Genomic DNA, 16,168 nt, shown 5'->3' with positions numbered 1-16,168 from the left:
CCCGTTACCCGGTCGATGCCGGTCCGGTGCCGGCCCCGGTGGCCCCGGCGGCACCGGCGGGCGCGGTGGCCCCGGCGGCCAGCCCGTCGGTGAGCGCCCGGGTCAGCGCGCGGGCCCCGGCGGCCGCGGCGGACAGCGCCGCCTCGTAGTCGGCGATCCGCCGGAACGCCGCGCCCAGCGCCCGCTGCTGGCCGATCGGGACGCGCGGCACCTCGAAGCGGCGGACGTCGAGCCGGGTGGTGGTGGAGGCGTAGCTGCTGGCCCGGCGGCCGGCGCCGGTGGCGCGCAGTTGGCCGGCCAGGAAGTCGGGGTCGAGCAGGGCGGGGTCGGGCCGGAGCAGGTGCAGCCGGGGGCCGAGCGCGGCCCCGAGGTACGGGCTGCCGGCGTGCACGGCGAGTGCGCCCTCGCCGCCGAGCGCCGGTACCAGGACGTCGCCCTGACGGACCGTCGGGCCGTCGGCGCCGGTGGCGTCGGTGGTGCCGCTCGGCGGGGCGGCGGACTGCAGGTCCGGCTCGGTGAGCAGGGGGGTGCGGCCGCCGGGGCGGGCGGGGGCGCCCTGGCCGGCGGGGTACAGCTCCAGGGCGCCGGAGCGGGCGAGTTCGCCGAGGCCGACCTGCGGGGGCGGGGCGCTGCCGGTGGCGGTGACGGCGGGCAGCGCGGCGTCCAGGTCGGCGAGGCGGGCGAGTTCGGCGGTGAGGCGCTCGCGCAGTCCGGCGAGCGCGTCGGGGGCGGCCGCGACGGGGGCGGCGGGCAGGTGGCGGGCGGGGGTGAGGTCGGTCTCGTCGTCGAGCAGGTCGAGGGCGGGGACGGCGCGGTACCGGCCGGGGCGGTCGGCGGGCGGCGGGGTGCCGGTGCGGGCGGCCCGGTCGAACTCCCGCCAGGGCGTCAGGACGGCCGCGCGCAGGGCGTCCCGGTCGATCCGCTCGCGGCCGCCGTCGGTGGCGGCGTCCAGCAGCAGCACCTGCCGGAAGGCGTCGCCGGGTTCGGGGCCGCGCAGCACCCAGGCGTGCAGCGGCACGCCGTAGGGCGGGGCGGCGCCGGCGGGCAGCGCGACCACGGCGCGCAGCGCGCCGGTGCGGACGAGTTCGGCGCGGACCCGGCGGCCGGCCCGGCGGGAGGCGACGGTCGGCGGCAGCAGCAGGACGGCGGTGCCGCCGGGGCGGGTGTGCGCCAGGCAGTGCAGCACCCAGGCGAGTTCGGACTCGCCGCGCGGCGGCACCACGCCGCCGGGCCAGCGCGGGTCGTACTGCAGCCGGTCGTGGCCCCAGTCGCGCTCGTTGTACGGCGGGCGGCAGAGCACGGTGGCGAAGGCGGCACCGGGGAAGGCGTCGGCGCGCAGCGCGTCGCCGGCGCGGACCTCGATCGGGAGCGGGCCGGGCCGGTCGGCGGGCCGGGCGAGGGCCAGCCGGAGCGGGGCGACGCCGGCCAGTGCGGGGTCCGGGTCCTGGCCGCGGCGTTCGGCGGCGCCGGCGGCCAGCAGCAGCCCGCCGGTGCCGCAGGCCGGGTCGAGGACGGTGTCCCCGTCGTCGTCGCCGTCGGTCGGGGCGGCGAGGGCGGCGAGCAGCGCAGCGGTGTCGGCGGGCAGCGGCGGCTGGTGCCGGGGGTTGGCCTCGGCGTGCCGGGCGAGCAGTTGCTCGTACGCGGCGGGGGGCGGGGTGTCGGCGGTGAGGGCGGCCAGCAGCCGGGCCAGGTCGAGGTGGGTGGCGCCGGCCAGCAGCGGCAGGCCGAGGGCGGCGGGGGCGTCCGGGCCGAGCGCCTCGGCGGCGGTGCGGCGCAGCGCCTTGGGCAGGGCGGTGGCCAGCCGGGTGTCGGGCTGTTCGGCGAGTTCGGTGCGGGCGGCGGGGTCGCGGTGCAGCAGGAGCAGCACGGCGCCGGCGGTGACCAGCGGGGCGAGGGCGGGCCCGTCGGGGTCGCGGAGGGTCTCCAGTTGCTGCCAGATCCGTTCCAGCAGCGGGAGTTCGGCGAGTTTGCCCTGGGCCCGCAGCCACTGCTCGACCTGGTCGAGGCGGAAGGTCGGGCTGGTCTCGCTGCCTCCGGCGGGCGGCGGGAAGTCGGGGTGGCGGCGGCGCCAGTTGGAGACGGCGGCGCGGCCGACCCCGGCCAGCCGGGCGATCTCGGCGGCCGTGACCTCGGGGCTGTCCGGCATCGGCGGGCTCCTTCGCGGCTGGTGTGGCCACACAGCATAGCGAGACGGCCACCCGGGCACGTTCACACGTGAACAGAGAGGTTTCTCTGTTTCTCATTGACACTGTTCACAGAAGAGGGTTTCATTGAGCTCGTCGCCGGAACACCGGCCACCACCGCACTCCAGGGGGAGAACCCGCCATGTCCATCCGCACGTCCGTCCGCGCGTCCGTCCGCACCAACCGCCGCACCGCCGCCGTCCTGTTCGGCGCCGCCCTGCTCGCCGCCGCCACCACCGCCTGCGGCCCGGCCGACAACTCGGTCTCCACCACCCCGAAGAGCACGGCCGCCGCGACGGGCGCGGCGGCCGGCGGCTCCCCGCAGGCGCAGGGCGGTGAGGCGAAGTCCTCGACCGCCAAGGTCGGCGACACCATCGCCCTCAAGGGCACCGAGAAGACCAACACCGCGGACGTCACCGTGGTGAAGGTGGTCGACAACCCGGAGGGCGCCGACGAGTTCAGCAAGCCCGCCGACGGCAAGCGCTTCGTCGCCGTCCAGTTCCGGATCAAGGCCACCGGCTCCGCGGCCTACGCGGACGCCCCGCAGAACAGCGCCAAGCTGCTGGACGCCCAGGGCCAGGGCTTCGGGTCCAGCATCGCCTCCGAGACCAAGGCCGGCCCGGAGTTCCCCGTCCCGGCGAACATCGCCCCCGGCGAGAGCGCGCTCGGCTTCATCACCTTCGAGGTGCCGGCCGACGCGAAGATCGACAAGATCCAGTTCGCGCTGGACAGCGGCTTCGCCCAGCAGACCGGGCAGTGGAAGGTCGGCTGATGCGGGCCGGGAACGGCACGGGGCGCGCGGGCGGTCTCCCGCCCCGCGCGCCCCGGTCGGAGCCTCCCGGCCCCGCTACCGCTTCAGGTCGTCGAACATCGTGGTCAGGAACTCGGCGCACCAGGCCAGCAGTTCCCGCCCGAGCAGCGGCTTGCCGCCGATACGGTTGCCGCTGCCGGGCCGCGGCACCAGCAGCTGCTGGGCCGAGGACTTCACCTGGGTGCGCGGGTAGAGCCGGTTGAGCCGCAGCTCCTGGGACTCGCGCAGCTCGACCGGGCCGAACCGGACGAAGGTGCCCTGCAGCGTGATGTCGCCGATGCCGCAGCGCCGGGCGAACAGCCGCAGGCCCGCCACCAGCAGCAGGTTCTCCACCGGCTCGGGCAGCTTGCCGTAACGGTCCGTCAGCTCCTCGCGGACGTGCGCGATGTCCTCCTCGGAGTTGACCGCGGCGATCGAGCGGTACGCCTGCAGCCGCAGGCGCTCGCCGGGCGCGTAGTCGTGCGGGACGTGCGCGTCGACCGGCAGCTCGATCTTCACCTCCAGCGGCTCCTCCTCCGGCTCGCCGCCGCCGCTCTCCAGCGACTCGCGGAACTCCGCGACGGCCTCGCCGACCATCCGCATGTAGAGGTCGAAGCCGACGCCCGCGATGTGCCCGGACTGCTCGCCGCCGAGCAGGTTGCCGGCGCCGCGGATCTCCAGGTCCTTCATCGCGACGTACATGCCCGCGCCCATCTCGGTGTGCTGGGCGATGGTGGCGAGGCGCTCGTGCGCGGTCTCGGTCAGCGGCTTCTCCGGCGGGTACAGCATGTACGCGTAGCCGCGCTCCCGGCCGCGGCCGACCCGGCCGCGCAGCTGGTGCAGCTGGGACAGGCCGAAGGTGTCGCCGCGCTCCACGATCAGGGTGTTGGCGTTCGAGATGTCGATGCCGGACTCCACGATGGTGGTGGAGACCAGCACGTCGAACTCCTTCTCCCAGAAGTCGACGACGACCTTCTCCAGCTGGGTCTCCCCCATCTGCCCGTGCGCGGTCGCCACCCGGGCCTCCGGCACCAGCTCCTTCAGCCGGGCCGCCGCCTTGTCGATCGACTCGACCCGGTTGTGGATGTAGAACACCTGGCCCTCGCGCAGCAGTTCGCGCCGGATCGCGGCCGAGATCTGCTTCTCGTCGTACGGGCCGACGAAGGTCAGCACCGGGTGCCGCTCCTCCGGCGGGGTGGTGATGGTGGACATCTCGCGGATGCCGGTGACCGCCATCTCCAGGGTGCGCGGGATCGGGGTCGCGGACATCGTCAGCACGTCCACGTTGGCCCGCAGCTTCTTCAGCTGCTCCTTGTGCTCGACGCCGAAGCGCTGCTCCTCGTCGACGATGACCAGGCCGAGGTCCTTGAACCGGGTCTCCGAGGAGAACAGCCGGTGGGTGCCGATCACCACGTCCACCGAGCCCTCGAACAGGCCCTCCAGGACGGCCTTCGCCTCGGTGTCGCTCTGGAACCGGGAAAGCGCTTTCACGTTCACCGGGAAGTTGGCGTACCGCTCGGCGAAGGTCGAGAAGTGCTGCTGCACCAGCAGCGTGGTCGGCACCAGCACCGCCACCTGCTTGCCGTCCTGCACCGCCTTGAAGGCCGCCCGGACCGCGATCTCGGTCTTGCCGTAGCCGACGTCGCCGCAGATCAGCCGGTCCATCGGGACGGACTTCTCCATGTCCGACTTGACCTCGCCGATGGTGGTCAGCTGGTCGGGCGTCTCCGCGTACGGGAAGGCGTCCTCCAGTTCGCGCTGCCACGGGGTGTCCGGGCCGAAGGCGTGGCCGGGGGCCGCCATCCGGGCCGAGTACAGCTTGATCAGGTCGGCGGCGATCTCCTTGACCGCCTTCTTGGCCCGCTGCTTGGTCTTGGCCCAGTCCGCGCCGCCGAGGCGGTGCAGCGTCGGGGCCTCGCCGCCCACGTACTTGGTGACCTGGTCGAGCTGGTCGGTCGGCACGAACAGCCGGTCGCCGGGGTGGCCCCGCTTGGCGGGCGCGTACTCCAGCACCAGGTACTCGCGGGTGGCGCCCTGCACGGTGCGCTGCACCATCTCCACGTACCGGCCGACGCCGTGCTGCTCGTGCACCACGTAGTCGCCGGCCGCCAGCGCCAGCGGGTCGATCGCGTTGCGGCGCCGGGACGGCATCCGGCGCATGTCCTTGGTGGAGGACCGCTGGCCGGACAGGTCGGTCTCGGTGATGACGGTGAGCTTCAACTCCTCGTCCACGAAGCCGTGTTCGATCGAGCCGCAGGAGACGTGGACCACGTCCCGGGTCGGGGCCCCGTCGAGGTCGGCGACCAGCCGGGCCGCGATGCCCTCGTTGCCGAGCACCTCCGCCAGCCGGGACGCCGGGCCGTGGCCCTCCGTCACCATGACGACCCGCCAGTCCGCGGCCAGCCGCTCCTTGGCGTCGGCGATCGCCCGCGCGGTGTCGCCCCGGTACGCCTCGACGGCGTGCATGCCCAGGGTCAGGGTGTCGGCGTCGCGCTCCAGGACGGCGGAGACCGTCGAGTCGCTGGTGGCGAACGGGCTGACCGACCACCAGGGCAGGCCGATGCCCGCCGCGTGCTCGCGGACGTCCGCCAGCGACCGCAGCGAGGCGGCGGAGACGTCGATCGCCTCCAGGTCGATCGGCCGGTCGGCGCCCGCCGCCGCGGCCACCCAGGACGCGGCCAGGAACTCCTGGCTGGTGGCGACCAGGTCGGCGGCCCGGGTGCGGACCCGCTCCGGGTCGCAGACCACCGCGACCGAACCGGCCGGCAGCACGTCCAGCAGCAGCTCCATGTCGTCGACCAGCACCGGGGCCAGCGACTCCATCCCCTCGACCGCGATCCCCTGCGCGATCTTGTCCAGGATCTCGCCCAACTCGGGGTGCCGCAGCGCGAGTTCGGCCGCCCGGGCGCGCACCTGGTCGGTCAGCAGCAGCTCCCGGCAGGGCGGTGCCCACAGGCCGTGCTCGGCGATCTCCAGCGAGCGCTGGTCGGCGATCTTGAAGTAGCGGATCTCCTCGACGTCGTCGCCCCAGAACTCCACCCGCAGCGGGTGCTCCTCGGTCGGCGGGAAGACGTCCAGGATGCCGCCGCGGACGGCGAACTCGCCGCGCTTCTCGACCAGTTCGACCCGGGCGTAGGCGGCGGCCGCCAGCTTGCGGGCCACCTCGTCCAGGTCGTGCTGCTCGCCCCGCAGCAGCGCCACCGGCTCCAGCTCGGCCAGGCCCTTGACCTGCGGCTGGAGCACGCTCCGCACCGGCGCCACCACCACCTGCACCGGCCCGGCGGCCGGGTCGTCGGCCCTGGGGTGGACGATCCGGCGGAGCACGGCGAGGCGGCGGCCGACGGTGTCCGAGCGCGGGGAGAGCCGCTCGTGCGGCAGCGTCTCCCAGGCCGGGAACTCGGCCACCGCGTCGGCGGGCAGCAGCGAGCGGAGCGAGGCGGCGAGGTCCTCGGCCTCCCGGCCGGTGGCGGTGACCGCCAGCACCGGGCGGCCCCGCTCACCGGCGCGGGCGGCCATCGAGCGGGCCAGCGCGGCGATCGCGAACGGCCGGGCCGCGGGCGGCCCGACCAGGTCGAGGTGCTGCCTGTGTCCCGTGGCCGCCGCCTCGATCGCCTCGGCGAGGGCGGCGTCCCGTACGACGACATCGAGCAGTCCGGACAGGCTCATACGTCAAGTTCTCCACGGCGGGGAGTGGCCCGGCGCCAGCGGGCGGCCGGGCAGCGCGACAGGCCCGGAACGCGGTGCGCCCGGGGGGTGTCCAGCCTACGCCGCGCCGCGCCCGGGCACGCGGCCCGGCGTCCCGACCGGCACGTCGGCCCGGACGCACCGGTATTCGGCGTGGCTCGTCCAGAGATCATGCGGTCGACACATTGCTGTCACTGTGCGTCCATGGTCGCCGCGCAGGATGGGTGTCAGCGCAGGCCGCACCCAACCGTGGGGGATGGTTGCGGAAGCGCGGTCGCACCTCGATGGGGGTCGGGAGTGCGAAGGCCGGGCGACCCTGGGTGGGGGCGCCCGTGCCACTCACGCCGGGACTCGCGGCGTCCGCTCCGGCGGGCGCCGCGGATCTCGGCGTCGCCGCGTTCGCACCCGGCCCGCCGCGCCCGTCCGCGAGGCCGTCCGCACACCACTCGGCGAACCCGCACCGGCCTGCCCCGGCCACTTCCGGCGAAGCGCCCCGCGCGGAGGCCGCGGCTCCGTACCCTCGTGTGAAGAAGGTGTGGGGACGCCGGTCATTCCAGGGGGTTTACTTCGTCATGCGCGTTGTCATCGCAGGTCAGGGCTACGTCGGTCTCCCGCTCGCGGTTCGCGCCGCCGAGGTCGGCCACCGGGTCGTCGGGTACGACGTGGACGAACGCCGGATCAAGCGGCTCGCCGTCGGCGAGTCCTACGTGGAGGACATCCCGGCCGAGCGGCTGCGCCCGCTGCTGGACGCCGGACAGTACCTGCCGACCGCCGACCCGGCCGACGTCGCCGACTTCGACGTCGCCGTGATCACCGTCCCCACCCCGCTCCGGGACGGCGTGCCCGACCTCTCCTACATCGAGGCGTCCGCGAAGCTGCTGGCCCGCCACCTGAAGGCCGGGGCGACCGTGGTGCTGGAGTCCACCACCTACCCGGGCACCACCGAGGAGCTGCTCGCCCCGCTGCTGGAGGCCGGTTCCGGGCTGCGGGCCGGCGCCGACTTCCACCTCGGCTACAGCCCGGAGCGGATCGACCCGGGCAACCCGGTGTGGAAGCTGGAGAACACGCCGAAGGTGGTCTCCGGGACGACGCCCGAGGGCCTGGCCGCGGTCGGCGACTTCTACGGGCAGCTGGTCGAGCGGACGGTGCCGGTGTCCTCCTGCAAGGAGGCCGAGCTGACCAAGCTGCTGGAGAACACCTTCCGGCACGTCAACATCGCGCTGGTCAACGAGCTGGCGATGTTCGCGCACGACCTCGGCATCGACGTCTGGGAGGCCATCGACGCGGCCTCCACCAAGCCCTTCGGCTTCCTCCGCTTCACCCCGGGCCCGGGCGTCGGCGGGCACTGCCTGCCGATCGACCCGTCCTACCTGTCCTGGCGGGTGGAGCGCGCCCTCGGCCAGTCCTTCCGGTTCGTCGAGCTGGCCAACGACGTCAACAGCCACATGCCGGACTACGTGGTGCGCCGCCTCGCCGACGCGCTCAACCAACGGCGGCGCTCGGTCAACGGCTCCCGGGTGCTGGTGCTCGGCCTGGCCTACAAGAAGAACACCGGCGACGCCCGCGAGACGCCCGCCGCCCGGGTCGTCGAGCTGCTGACCCGGATGGGCGCCGAGGTCCGGGCCGCCGACCCGCACGTGGTGGCGGGCGTGCACGTCGCCGAGCCGCACATCCCGGGCCAGCGCGCCGCCGAGCACGACGGCGGCCCGCTGGCCGGCGTCCGCCGGGTCGAGGCCACACCGGAGGAGCTGGCCGCCGCCGACGCGGTGGTCCTGCTCGCCGACCACGACGAGTTCGACTACGCGGCGATCACCGAGCACGCCCAGTACGTCCTGGACTGCCGCCGCCGCCTGACCGGCGCCGCCGTCGAGGTGCTCTGAACGCCGCCGCCCCGGGCCCCCGACGGGGCCCGGGGCGGTGTCGGCTCAGCCCTTGCGCTGGATCCGGTTGCGGTCCGGGCGGGTGTCGTGGTCGATGCCGTCGTCCACGATGACGATCTTCGGGATGATCTTCGTCTCGGCCTCGGGCGCGGGCTGCGGGGCCGGGGCCGGGGCCGGGGCCGGGGCCGCCGCGGGCTTCGGCGGGGCGGCGGGCGGCTCGGCGGGCGCGGCCGGGAGCGGCTCCTTGGCGAAGCTCGCGGGCTTGACCGGCGGGGCCGGAGGGGTCGACGGGACCGGGGGCGCGGCGTAGGGCTTGCGCGGGTCCTCGGCCCTGGGCCGGTCCGCCGGGGCCTTGTCCAGGACGGGCTTGAGGACGGCGGTGGGCTGGTCGACGGCCGGGGCGGCGGTCGGCTTGTCGGCGACCGGCTTGTCGGCGACCGGCTTGTCGGCGACCGGCTTGTCGGCGACGGTCTTCCCGGCCTTCTCGGCGGTCGGCTTGTCGGTGACCGGCCGGTCCCCGACCGCCTTCGCCAGGTCGGCCTTCAGCGCGCCGAGGTCGACCTCCTCGACGGCGCCGACGGCGGCGCCGGTGAGCGAGGCCAGGGTGCCCTTGATGTGGTCCAGGTGGGTCTGGACCTTGTCGAGCCGCTTGGTGAAGTCGGCCTGCTCCCGCTCGCTGGCGATCTTGATCCGGGCGGCCTTCTCGCGGGCCCCGGCCAGCGCCGCGTCGGCCTTGGCCTGCGCGTCGGTGTCGAGTCGGCGGGCCTCGGCGAGCATGTCCTCGCGGTGCTGCTCGGCCTCCCGGACCCGGCGCTCGGCGTCGGCGGTGATCTTCGCGACCGCCTCGTCGGCCTTGGTCTCGGCGAGGGCGACCTCCACGTCGGCCTTCCGGCGGCGCTCGGCGAGCGCGGCCTCGGACTGCTCGGACGCCTGGGCGGCGGAGACCCGGACCCGGGCGGCGTGGCCGGTCGCGGCGTGCACCACGGCGCGGGCCTCGGCGTCGGCCTCGGCGCGGATCCGCTCGGCCTCGGCCCGGGAGCGCTCGTCGGTGCGGCGGGCGGCCTGGTCGGCGGCCTCCCGCTGCTTGACGCTGTACTCCTTGGCCGCCCGGGCGGCGGCCTCGCCGGCCTCGTGCGCGGCGTCCCGGGCGTCCTCGCCGGAGCGCTTGGCCTTGGCGTGGACGGCGTCGGCCTCGTTGAGGGCGATCCCGAGCAGGGCCGCGGCCTGGTCGCTGAGTTCGCCGAAGTCGGGGTCGGGGGCGTCCTCGGCGGCCTGCCGGACGTCGGCGAGGCGCTTCTCCATCTCGCGCAGGCCGGAGCCGAGCACGCTCAGCCGCTCCCAGGCCCGGTCGCGGTCCCGGCTGAGCGCGGTGACGGCCGCGTCGACCTGGTCGGGCGCGTAGCCGCGCCGGGAGACGGTGAAGCCGTACTGGGACACGGCGTCGCTCATTTCGGCTGATCTCCTCGTGCTCGCGGGCTGCGCAGCCCCGCCGGGTGCGTGGTTCGGGCGGGACGGACCGGCCGTCCCATTGACCTATTTTGCGCAGATACGAACGCAAACCAAACAGGCCGCCGCCGCGCGGCCGGGGGAACCGGCCGCGGGGCGGGTGCGGGGACCGCCTACAGCAGGCCGTCCCAGAGCTGTTCGACCAGGACCGCCCACCAGCTCTCGGGGGTGTGCAGGGCCGCCGGGTCGGCGGCCAGCAGCTGGGCCTGGAAGTCGGTGGTCCAGCGGCCCGCCTGCTCGGGGGTCAGGCCGTGGCGCAGCCGCCACATCCGGGCCAGCACCAGCAGGCAGTGGACGAACTCGGGCACGCCGCTGTTGACGAACCGCGGCGGCTCGGCCGGGTTCTCGATGTCCACGGCGACCACCGCGGCGGTGCCGTACTGGACGCACAGCTGCCGGCCGTAGTCGTTGCCGAGCACCAGGTAGCCGCCGAAGTCCGGGCCGGGCGGCAGGCCGCGCTCGGCGGCCAGCTCGGCCAGCGTCGGGATCGGTCGGCCCTCCTGGGCCTGGGCCCAGAAGAACGGCGGGAACTCGCGCGGCAGGCCGACCCACATCAGGGTCTGCGCGACCGGCTCCGGGACGCCCTGCCGGGCCACCGCGCGCTGCTCGAACCGGAACATGCCCGGGCCGAACAGCTGCCCGAACTCGCCGGCCAGCTGCTGCGGCGGCGGGACCGGCGACGGCGGCACCGAGCCGGGCGCGGGCAGCGGCACCCGGACGGTGCGCGGGCGCGGCGGCGCGGACACCAGCTGGTGCAGCTGCTCGACGTGCTCGTTCAGCACCGCCATGCCGGCCTGCCGGGCCGCGGTGTCCCGGCCGTACGGGGCGGTGTGGCTGATCCGGGCGTTCGGCCAGGACGCCTTGACCATCCGGGCGCAGTAGCCGGCCGGCAGGTCGCACAGCTCCAGGTCGGTGTGCACCTCCAGCACCTGGTCCGGCGGCACGCCGAGGCGGCGCAGCTCCTGCAGCGCCTTCCACTCCGGGTGCGGGGTGCCGGGCTCGGACATCATCACCAGGCTGCGCTCGGAGCCGTCCGGCGCCCGGTAGTTGACCACGGCGGTGGAGCCGGGGCCGATGGTGGGCGTGCCGGACGGCGGCGCGGCCGGGGCCGGACCGCCGGGCGGGAAGCCCTGGCCCGGCGGCGGGAACGGCGCGCCCTGCGGCGGGGGCACCGGCGCGCCCGGGAACGGCGGCGGGGCCTGGAACGGGGCGCCCTGCGGCCCGCCCTGCGGTGCGCCGGGGAACGGCGGCGGGGCGGGCAGCTCGATCGCCGGGGCCAGCTGGGTCGCCTGGTACGCCACGGCGGCGGCCTCGGGCGCGGCGGCGGGCGGCGCGGCCGGCGGGGCGGCCGGGGCGGGCTGTCCGCCGTCGGGGCGCAGCTCGCCGGGGGCGGGCGGCGGGGGCGCGCCGGGGCCGCCGCGGCCGGTGCCGGCGGACGCGGGGCCGCCGGTGTTCGGCAGCAGCTCGTTCGGCGGGGGCGGCGGCGGGGCGCCGGGGCCACCGCGGCCGGTGCCGGCGGAGGCCGGGCCGCCGGCGTTGGCCAGCAGCTGGCCCGGCGGGGGCGGCGGGGGCGCGCCGGGGCCGCCGCGACCGGCCGGGGCCGGGCCGCCGGGCAGCCCGGGGGCGCCGGGCAGGCCCATCAGCCCGGGCGGGCCGTCGGTGGCGAGCATGGTCGCGGCGTGCTCCAGGCCGGGCACCGGCGGGGCGGGCGTCCCGGGCGGGCCGCCGACGGGGTGGGGCGGGGTGGCGCCGGGCGGCGGGGCCAGCAGCGTGGGGGCCGGGTCCGGGCCGGGCGCGCCGGGCCCCGGGTACGGCGGGGTGGCGCCGGGCGGGGGCGGCACGGGCGGCACGGGGCCGTCCGGCGGGAACGGCAGGCCCGGCGCGAGCACGGTCGCCGCCTCGGAGCCGGGTGGCGGCGGAACGGGGCCTCCCGGGAAGGGAGTTGACGGTCCGTCGGCGGCCGGGAACGGCAGGCCGGGCGCGAGCACCGTCGCGGCCTCGGAGCCGGGCGGCGGCGGCACCGGCGTGCCGGGCACGGGCGTCGCCGAGGAGCCCGTGAAGTAGCTGGGGCCCTCCTCGCCGGGCTCCGGCAGGCCGGCCGACGGCGCGGGCGGCACCGGCGGAGCGGGCGGGACCGGCGGGACCGGCTGCGCGGGCGGAGGAACGTTCCCGCCCGGGCTCGCGTTGCCGCCCAGGCTCGCGGCCTCGGCGGCGATCGCCGCGGCCCCGGCCTCCTGGAGCCACTGCGGCGGGCTGAGCAGGAAGGAGGTCGCCTCGACGGCGCCGCGGACCGGCTTGGCCGGGCCGGCCGGGTTGGGCGCGCTCGCGGTGCCGTACAGCTCCTCGAACTGCCGGACCACCTCGTTGACCGGCAGCGGCGGCCAGAGCGTGCTGGCGCCGCTGTCGCGGGCGATCACCAGGCGCGGCGAGGTGCCGGGGCCGCCGCTGTGCTCGCTGCCGTCGACGGCCCAGCAGACGTAGCCGAGGTCGAACTCGCGGACCTTCACCTCGCGGTGCTGCGAGCGCGGCACCCCGGCGTTGATCCAGTCCTCGGCGGTCTCCTGCGCCTGCGCGTACGTGGTCACCACGTCTCGTCCCACCCCTGTCGTTCGGTCAGTTCACCGGGACGGCGCGCGCGAAGCCGCCGTCCACCATGAGTTCGGCGACGGTCTCCAGCTCCGCGGGGCTGCCCGCGAGGCGCAGCAGGAACGCGTCGAAGCTGTCGCCGCAGGGCAGCAGCAGGCGCTGCACGCGCTGCTCGGGGGTCTCGTCGGCGCCCGTGTCGCGGGCGTCGTCGTAGGGCAGGAACCAGACCGATCCGGTCCGCTCGCCGCGCACCTTGAGGGCGAGCAGGCCGCCCTGCAGGTAGGCGACGGCCAAGTGGTCCTTGGTGAGGTGGTCGCGCAGGCACTTGTTGGCGTACACCAGGTCGTGGGTGCCGTACTCCTCGCTGAGGGTGAGGAACGGCTGGTCGACCAGCAGGCCGAGGTCGACGTCGAGGGCGACGCCGGCCGGGCCGCGGCCGCCGGTGAGCTTCAGGAAGTCCCGGTAGGCGGTCGGCAGCGGGTGGCCGAGGCGCTGTTCGGCGCGCTGCACCAGGTCCTCGGTGACGACCAGCGGGTCGCCGCCGTCCTTGGTGAGCGAGAAGTGGACGGGGCGGTGCTCCTGGAGCGGGCGGGTGCCGCGCCGGGTGTGGTCGGCGGTGGAGCGGGACAGGCCGCCGTGGTGCCGCAGCAGGGCCTTGACCTCGACCGGGACGAGTTCCATCCGGCGCCAGCCGGCGGGGGCGCCGCCGACGGCGTGGTGCCAGGTCCAGCCGGGCGGGGTGGCGACGGCGGTGTCCAGGTCGGCCCAGAGTTCGTGGCCCTTGGTGTACAGCGCGGCGTTCGCCGACACGTAGTCGGTCAGGCGCAGTTCGTCGACGCCGAAGCCCTCCGGCGGGTCGGCCACCTCGGCGGCGGCGGCCGCGTACGGCCCGAAGTCCGGGTACCCGGCCTCGTCGACGCGTACGCCGCGGGGGTGCCGCTCGGCCCGGACCGGGTCCGGGAACTGCACCACCTGGCCCGCGTAGGCCGCGTTGGGCACGGCGGCGGCGGTGCCGGGCCGACCTGTCGTCATCTGTGGTCCCCCACTGGCTCAAGCCGAAATCCTCGGGGACCAGCGTAGGGCAACGGCCGCCCGGGTTCGGGGGCGCGGTGGGTACCCGGCCGGATGCCGGCCGGCCGGGTGCCGCCGCGGCCTCAGCGGCTGCGCAGCGCCGCGGCGAGCGCCTCCGCGACCCGGGTCTGCTGCCCCTCGGTGAGCTGCGGGAACAGCGGCAGGGTGAGCAGCTGTCCGGCGGCCCGCTCGGTGACCGGGAAAGCGCCTTCCGCATGCCCCAGGTGACGGAACGCGGGCTGCAGGTGCACCGGCACCGGGTAGTGCACGCCGGCCCCGACACCGGCCTGCTGGAGGGCCGCCAGCACCCCGTCGCGGTCCCGTTCGACCCGGACCGCGTACAGGTGCCAGACGTGCTCGTTGCCGGGCAGGGTGCGGGGCAGGGTGATCCCGTCCAGTCCGCCGAGCAGCTTGTCGTAGCGCTCGGCGGCGGCCCGGCGGGCCTCGTTCCAGGCCGGGAGCCGGCGCAGCTTGGCCCGCAGCACCACGGCCTGCAGGGTGTCCATCCGCGAGTTGAACCCGAACCGCTCGTGGACGTACTTGCGGGCCGAGCCGTGGTCGCCGATCAGCCGGACGGCCCGCGCGAGTTCCGCGTCGTCGGTGACCACCGCGCCGGCGTCGCCGTACGCGCCGAGGTTCTTGCCCGGGTAGAAGCTGGTCGCCGAGATCCGCCCCCAGCTGCCGGAGACCCGCCCGTGCCGGGTCGCACCCTGCGACTGGGCCCCGTCCTCGACCACCGGCAGCTCTCCGGCGATCTCCAGCAGCCGTTCCATCGGGGCGAGTTGGCCGTTCAGGTGGACCGGCATCAGGGCGACGGCGTCGCCGAGCCGCTCGGCGGCCCGCTCGACGTCGATCAGCAGGTGCTCCTCGTCCACGTCCACCAGCACCGGCCGCAGCCCGGCCCGCACCACCGCCTCGGCGGTCGCCACGAAGGTGTTCGCGGGCAGCACCACCCCGCCGCCCGCCGGCAGGTCCAGCGCCCGCAGCGCCAGCTCCAGCGCGTCGGTGCCGTTCGCCGTCCCGACCGCGTGGCGCACCCCGGAGAACGCCGCGTACTCCCCCTCGAACGCCACCACGTCGGGGCCCTTGATGTAGGCCCCGCTCGCCAGCACCGCCTCGAAGCCGGCCCGGACCTCGTCGGCGATCTCGGCGTGCGAGGCGTGCAGGTCGACCAGCGGAATGTCGGTCACAGTAAACCCTCTCGGAGGCGTGGAACCAGGGGCGCGAGGAACTGCGCGAAGAGGAAGGAGCACGTCGGAAAGATCGCGGCACGGACAGCGGGTTGCACGTGGGTGCGCCCCCGCGTCAACGCCCCAGCGCCGCGAGCAGCGCCGCAACCACCCGCTCCTGCTGCCCGTGCGTCAGCGAGTGGTACAGCGGCAGGATCAGCGACCGCGAGGTGATCAGCTCCGTCACCGGCAGCGGCACCCGCGCCGTCCCCTTGTACGGGGCCTCCAGGTGCGCCGCCATGATGCCGCGCCGGGCGGAGACCCCCTCGGCGGCGAGCAGGCCGAGCACCTCGCCCCGGTCGGGGGCGTCCTCGGGGAGCAGCAGCCAGAGCGACTGGAAGTTGGAGGTGCCGTGCGCCGGGTCGGCGACCAGCCGGGCGGCCAGCTCGGGCCCGAGCAACTCCCGGTAGCGGTCGGCGAGTTCGCGCCGCCGGGCGACCATCGCCGGCAGCTTGCCGAGCTGGACCAGGCCGATCGCGGCCTGGACGTCGGTCATCCGGTGGTTGAACCCGATCTCGTCGTAGGTCTCCACCACGCCCGCCCCGCCCGCGCCGGCGTGCCGGTCGGCGGCCGAGACGCTCATCCCGTGCTCGCGCAACCGCCGCAGCCGGGCGGCGAGTTCGCCGTCCTGGAGGGTGAGCATGCCGCCCTCGCCGGTGGTGAGCAGCTTGCGCGGGTGGAAGGAGTAGGCGGAGATCGCGGCGCCCGCGCCGGCCGGGCGGCCCCGGTAGACCGAGCCGGCGGCGCACGCGGCGTCCTCGACCACGGCGATGCCGCGCGGTTCGGCCAGGGCGCGGATCGCGTCCAGGTCGACGGGGACGCCGCCCTGGTCGACGGCGATCACGGCGCGGGTGCGGTCGGTGAGCAGCGGGGCGACGGTGTCGGGGGTGAGGTTGGCGGTGGCCGGGTCGACGTCGGCGAAGACGGGGACGGCGCCGACGTAGGTGACGGCGTTGGCGGTGGCGATGAACGACAGCGAGGGGACGACCACCTCGTCGCCGGGGCCGACGCCGGCCCCGATCAGGGCGAGGTGCAGGGCGGTGGTGCAGTTGGAGACCGCGACGGCGTGCGGCGCGCCGGTGGACTCGGCGAACGCCTTCTCGAACGCGGCCACCCGGGGGCCCTGCGCGACCCACCCGGAGCGGACGGCGTCGGCGGCGGCCTGGGCCTCCTCCTCGCCGAGCCACGGGATCATGACGGGGATGGTGGACATGGTGCTCCTTCTCGGTTCACGCACAG

General features: G+C 76.0%; 9 protein-coding genes. 2 read left to right on the top strand and 7 right to left on the bottom strand.

Annotation, left to right across the window (positions count from 1 at the left end; all coding sequences use genetic code 11):
* Positions 1 to 4: 4 nt before the first annotated feature.
* Entirely contained in the window at positions 5 to 2,146 is a 2,142-nt protein-coding gene (locus ACIQBJ_RS21605) for an N-6 DNA methylase (RefSeq protein ID WP_400712764.1), read from the bottom strand.
* 179 nt (positions 2,147 to 2,325) lie between these two features.
* Between ACIQBJ_RS21605 and ACIQBJ_RS21600 the strand changes: the two genes are divergently transcribed.
* Positions 2,326 to 2,955 carry a DUF4352 domain-containing protein gene (locus ACIQBJ_RS21600; RefSeq protein ID WP_400712761.1) on the top strand — a complete coding sequence of 210 codons (630 nt, stop codon included), beginning with the start codon at positions 2,326 to 2,328 and terminating at the stop codon, positions 2,953 to 2,955.
* A gap of 75 nt (positions 2,956 to 3,030) precedes the next feature.
* Here ACIQBJ_RS21600 and mfd read toward each other — a convergent pair whose 3' ends face one another.
* Positions 3,031 to 6,639 carry a transcription-repair coupling factor gene (gene mfd, locus ACIQBJ_RS21595; protein WP_400712758.1) on the bottom strand — a complete coding sequence of 1,203 codons (3,609 nt, stop codon included), beginning with the start codon at positions 6,637 to 6,639 and terminating at the stop codon, positions 3,031 to 3,033.
* Positions 6,640 to 7,229: 590 nt separating this feature from the next.
* On the opposite strand from mfd, the gene ACIQBJ_RS21590 reads away from it, so the two are divergent.
* Positions 7,230 to 8,537 carry a nucleotide sugar dehydrogenase gene (locus ACIQBJ_RS21590; protein ID WP_400712755.1) on the top strand — a complete coding sequence of 436 codons (1,308 nt, stop codon included), beginning with the start codon at positions 7,230 to 7,232 and terminating at the stop codon, positions 8,535 to 8,537.
* Between the two features lie 45 nt (positions 8,538 to 8,582).
* Here ACIQBJ_RS21590 and ACIQBJ_RS21585 read toward each other — a convergent pair whose 3' ends face one another.
* From ACIQBJ_RS21585 to ACIQBJ_RS21565, 5 genes are all read right to left on the bottom strand, one after another.
* On the bottom strand, positions 8,583 to 9,986 hold the full coding sequence (locus tag ACIQBJ_RS21585) for a hypothetical protein (protein WP_400712752.1): 1,404 nt from the start codon (positions 9,984 to 9,986) through the stop codon (positions 8,583 to 8,585).
* Positions 9,987 to 10,156: 170 nt separating this feature from the next.
* Positions 10,157 to 12,631 carry an SUKH-4 family immunity protein gene (locus ACIQBJ_RS21580; protein WP_400712749.1) on the bottom strand — a complete coding sequence of 825 codons (2,475 nt, stop codon included), beginning with the start codon at positions 12,629 to 12,631 and terminating at the stop codon, positions 10,157 to 10,159.
* A 25-nt stretch (positions 12,632 to 12,656) separates the two neighbouring features.
* Positions 12,657 to 13,661: an SMI1/KNR4 family protein gene (locus tag ACIQBJ_RS21575; protein ID WP_400712746.1), complete on the bottom strand. Its 1,005-nt coding sequence runs from the start codon at positions 13,659 to 13,661 to the stop codon at positions 12,657 to 12,659.
* A 122-nt stretch (positions 13,662 to 13,783) separates the two neighbouring features.
* Positions 13,784 to 14,890, bottom strand: coding sequence for a DegT/DnrJ/EryC1/StrS family aminotransferase (locus tag ACIQBJ_RS21570; protein ID WP_400712744.1), 1,107 nt, complete (start codon positions 14,888 to 14,890; stop codon positions 13,784 to 13,786).
* Between the two features lie 115 nt (positions 14,891 to 15,005).
* On the bottom strand, positions 15,006 to 16,142 hold the full coding sequence (locus tag ACIQBJ_RS21565) for a DegT/DnrJ/EryC1/StrS family aminotransferase (protein WP_400712741.1): 1,137 nt from the start codon (positions 16,140 to 16,142) through the stop codon (positions 15,006 to 15,008).
* Positions 16,143 to 16,168 lie beyond the last annotated feature (26 nt).

Source organism: Kitasatospora sp. NPDC088391, from assembly GCF_044753345.1.
In the GTDB taxonomy this organism is placed as follows: Bacteria; Actinomycetota; Actinomycetes; order Streptomycetales; family Streptomycetaceae; genus Kitasatospora.
This window is presented reverse-complemented; position numbering and strand designations above follow the sequence as displayed.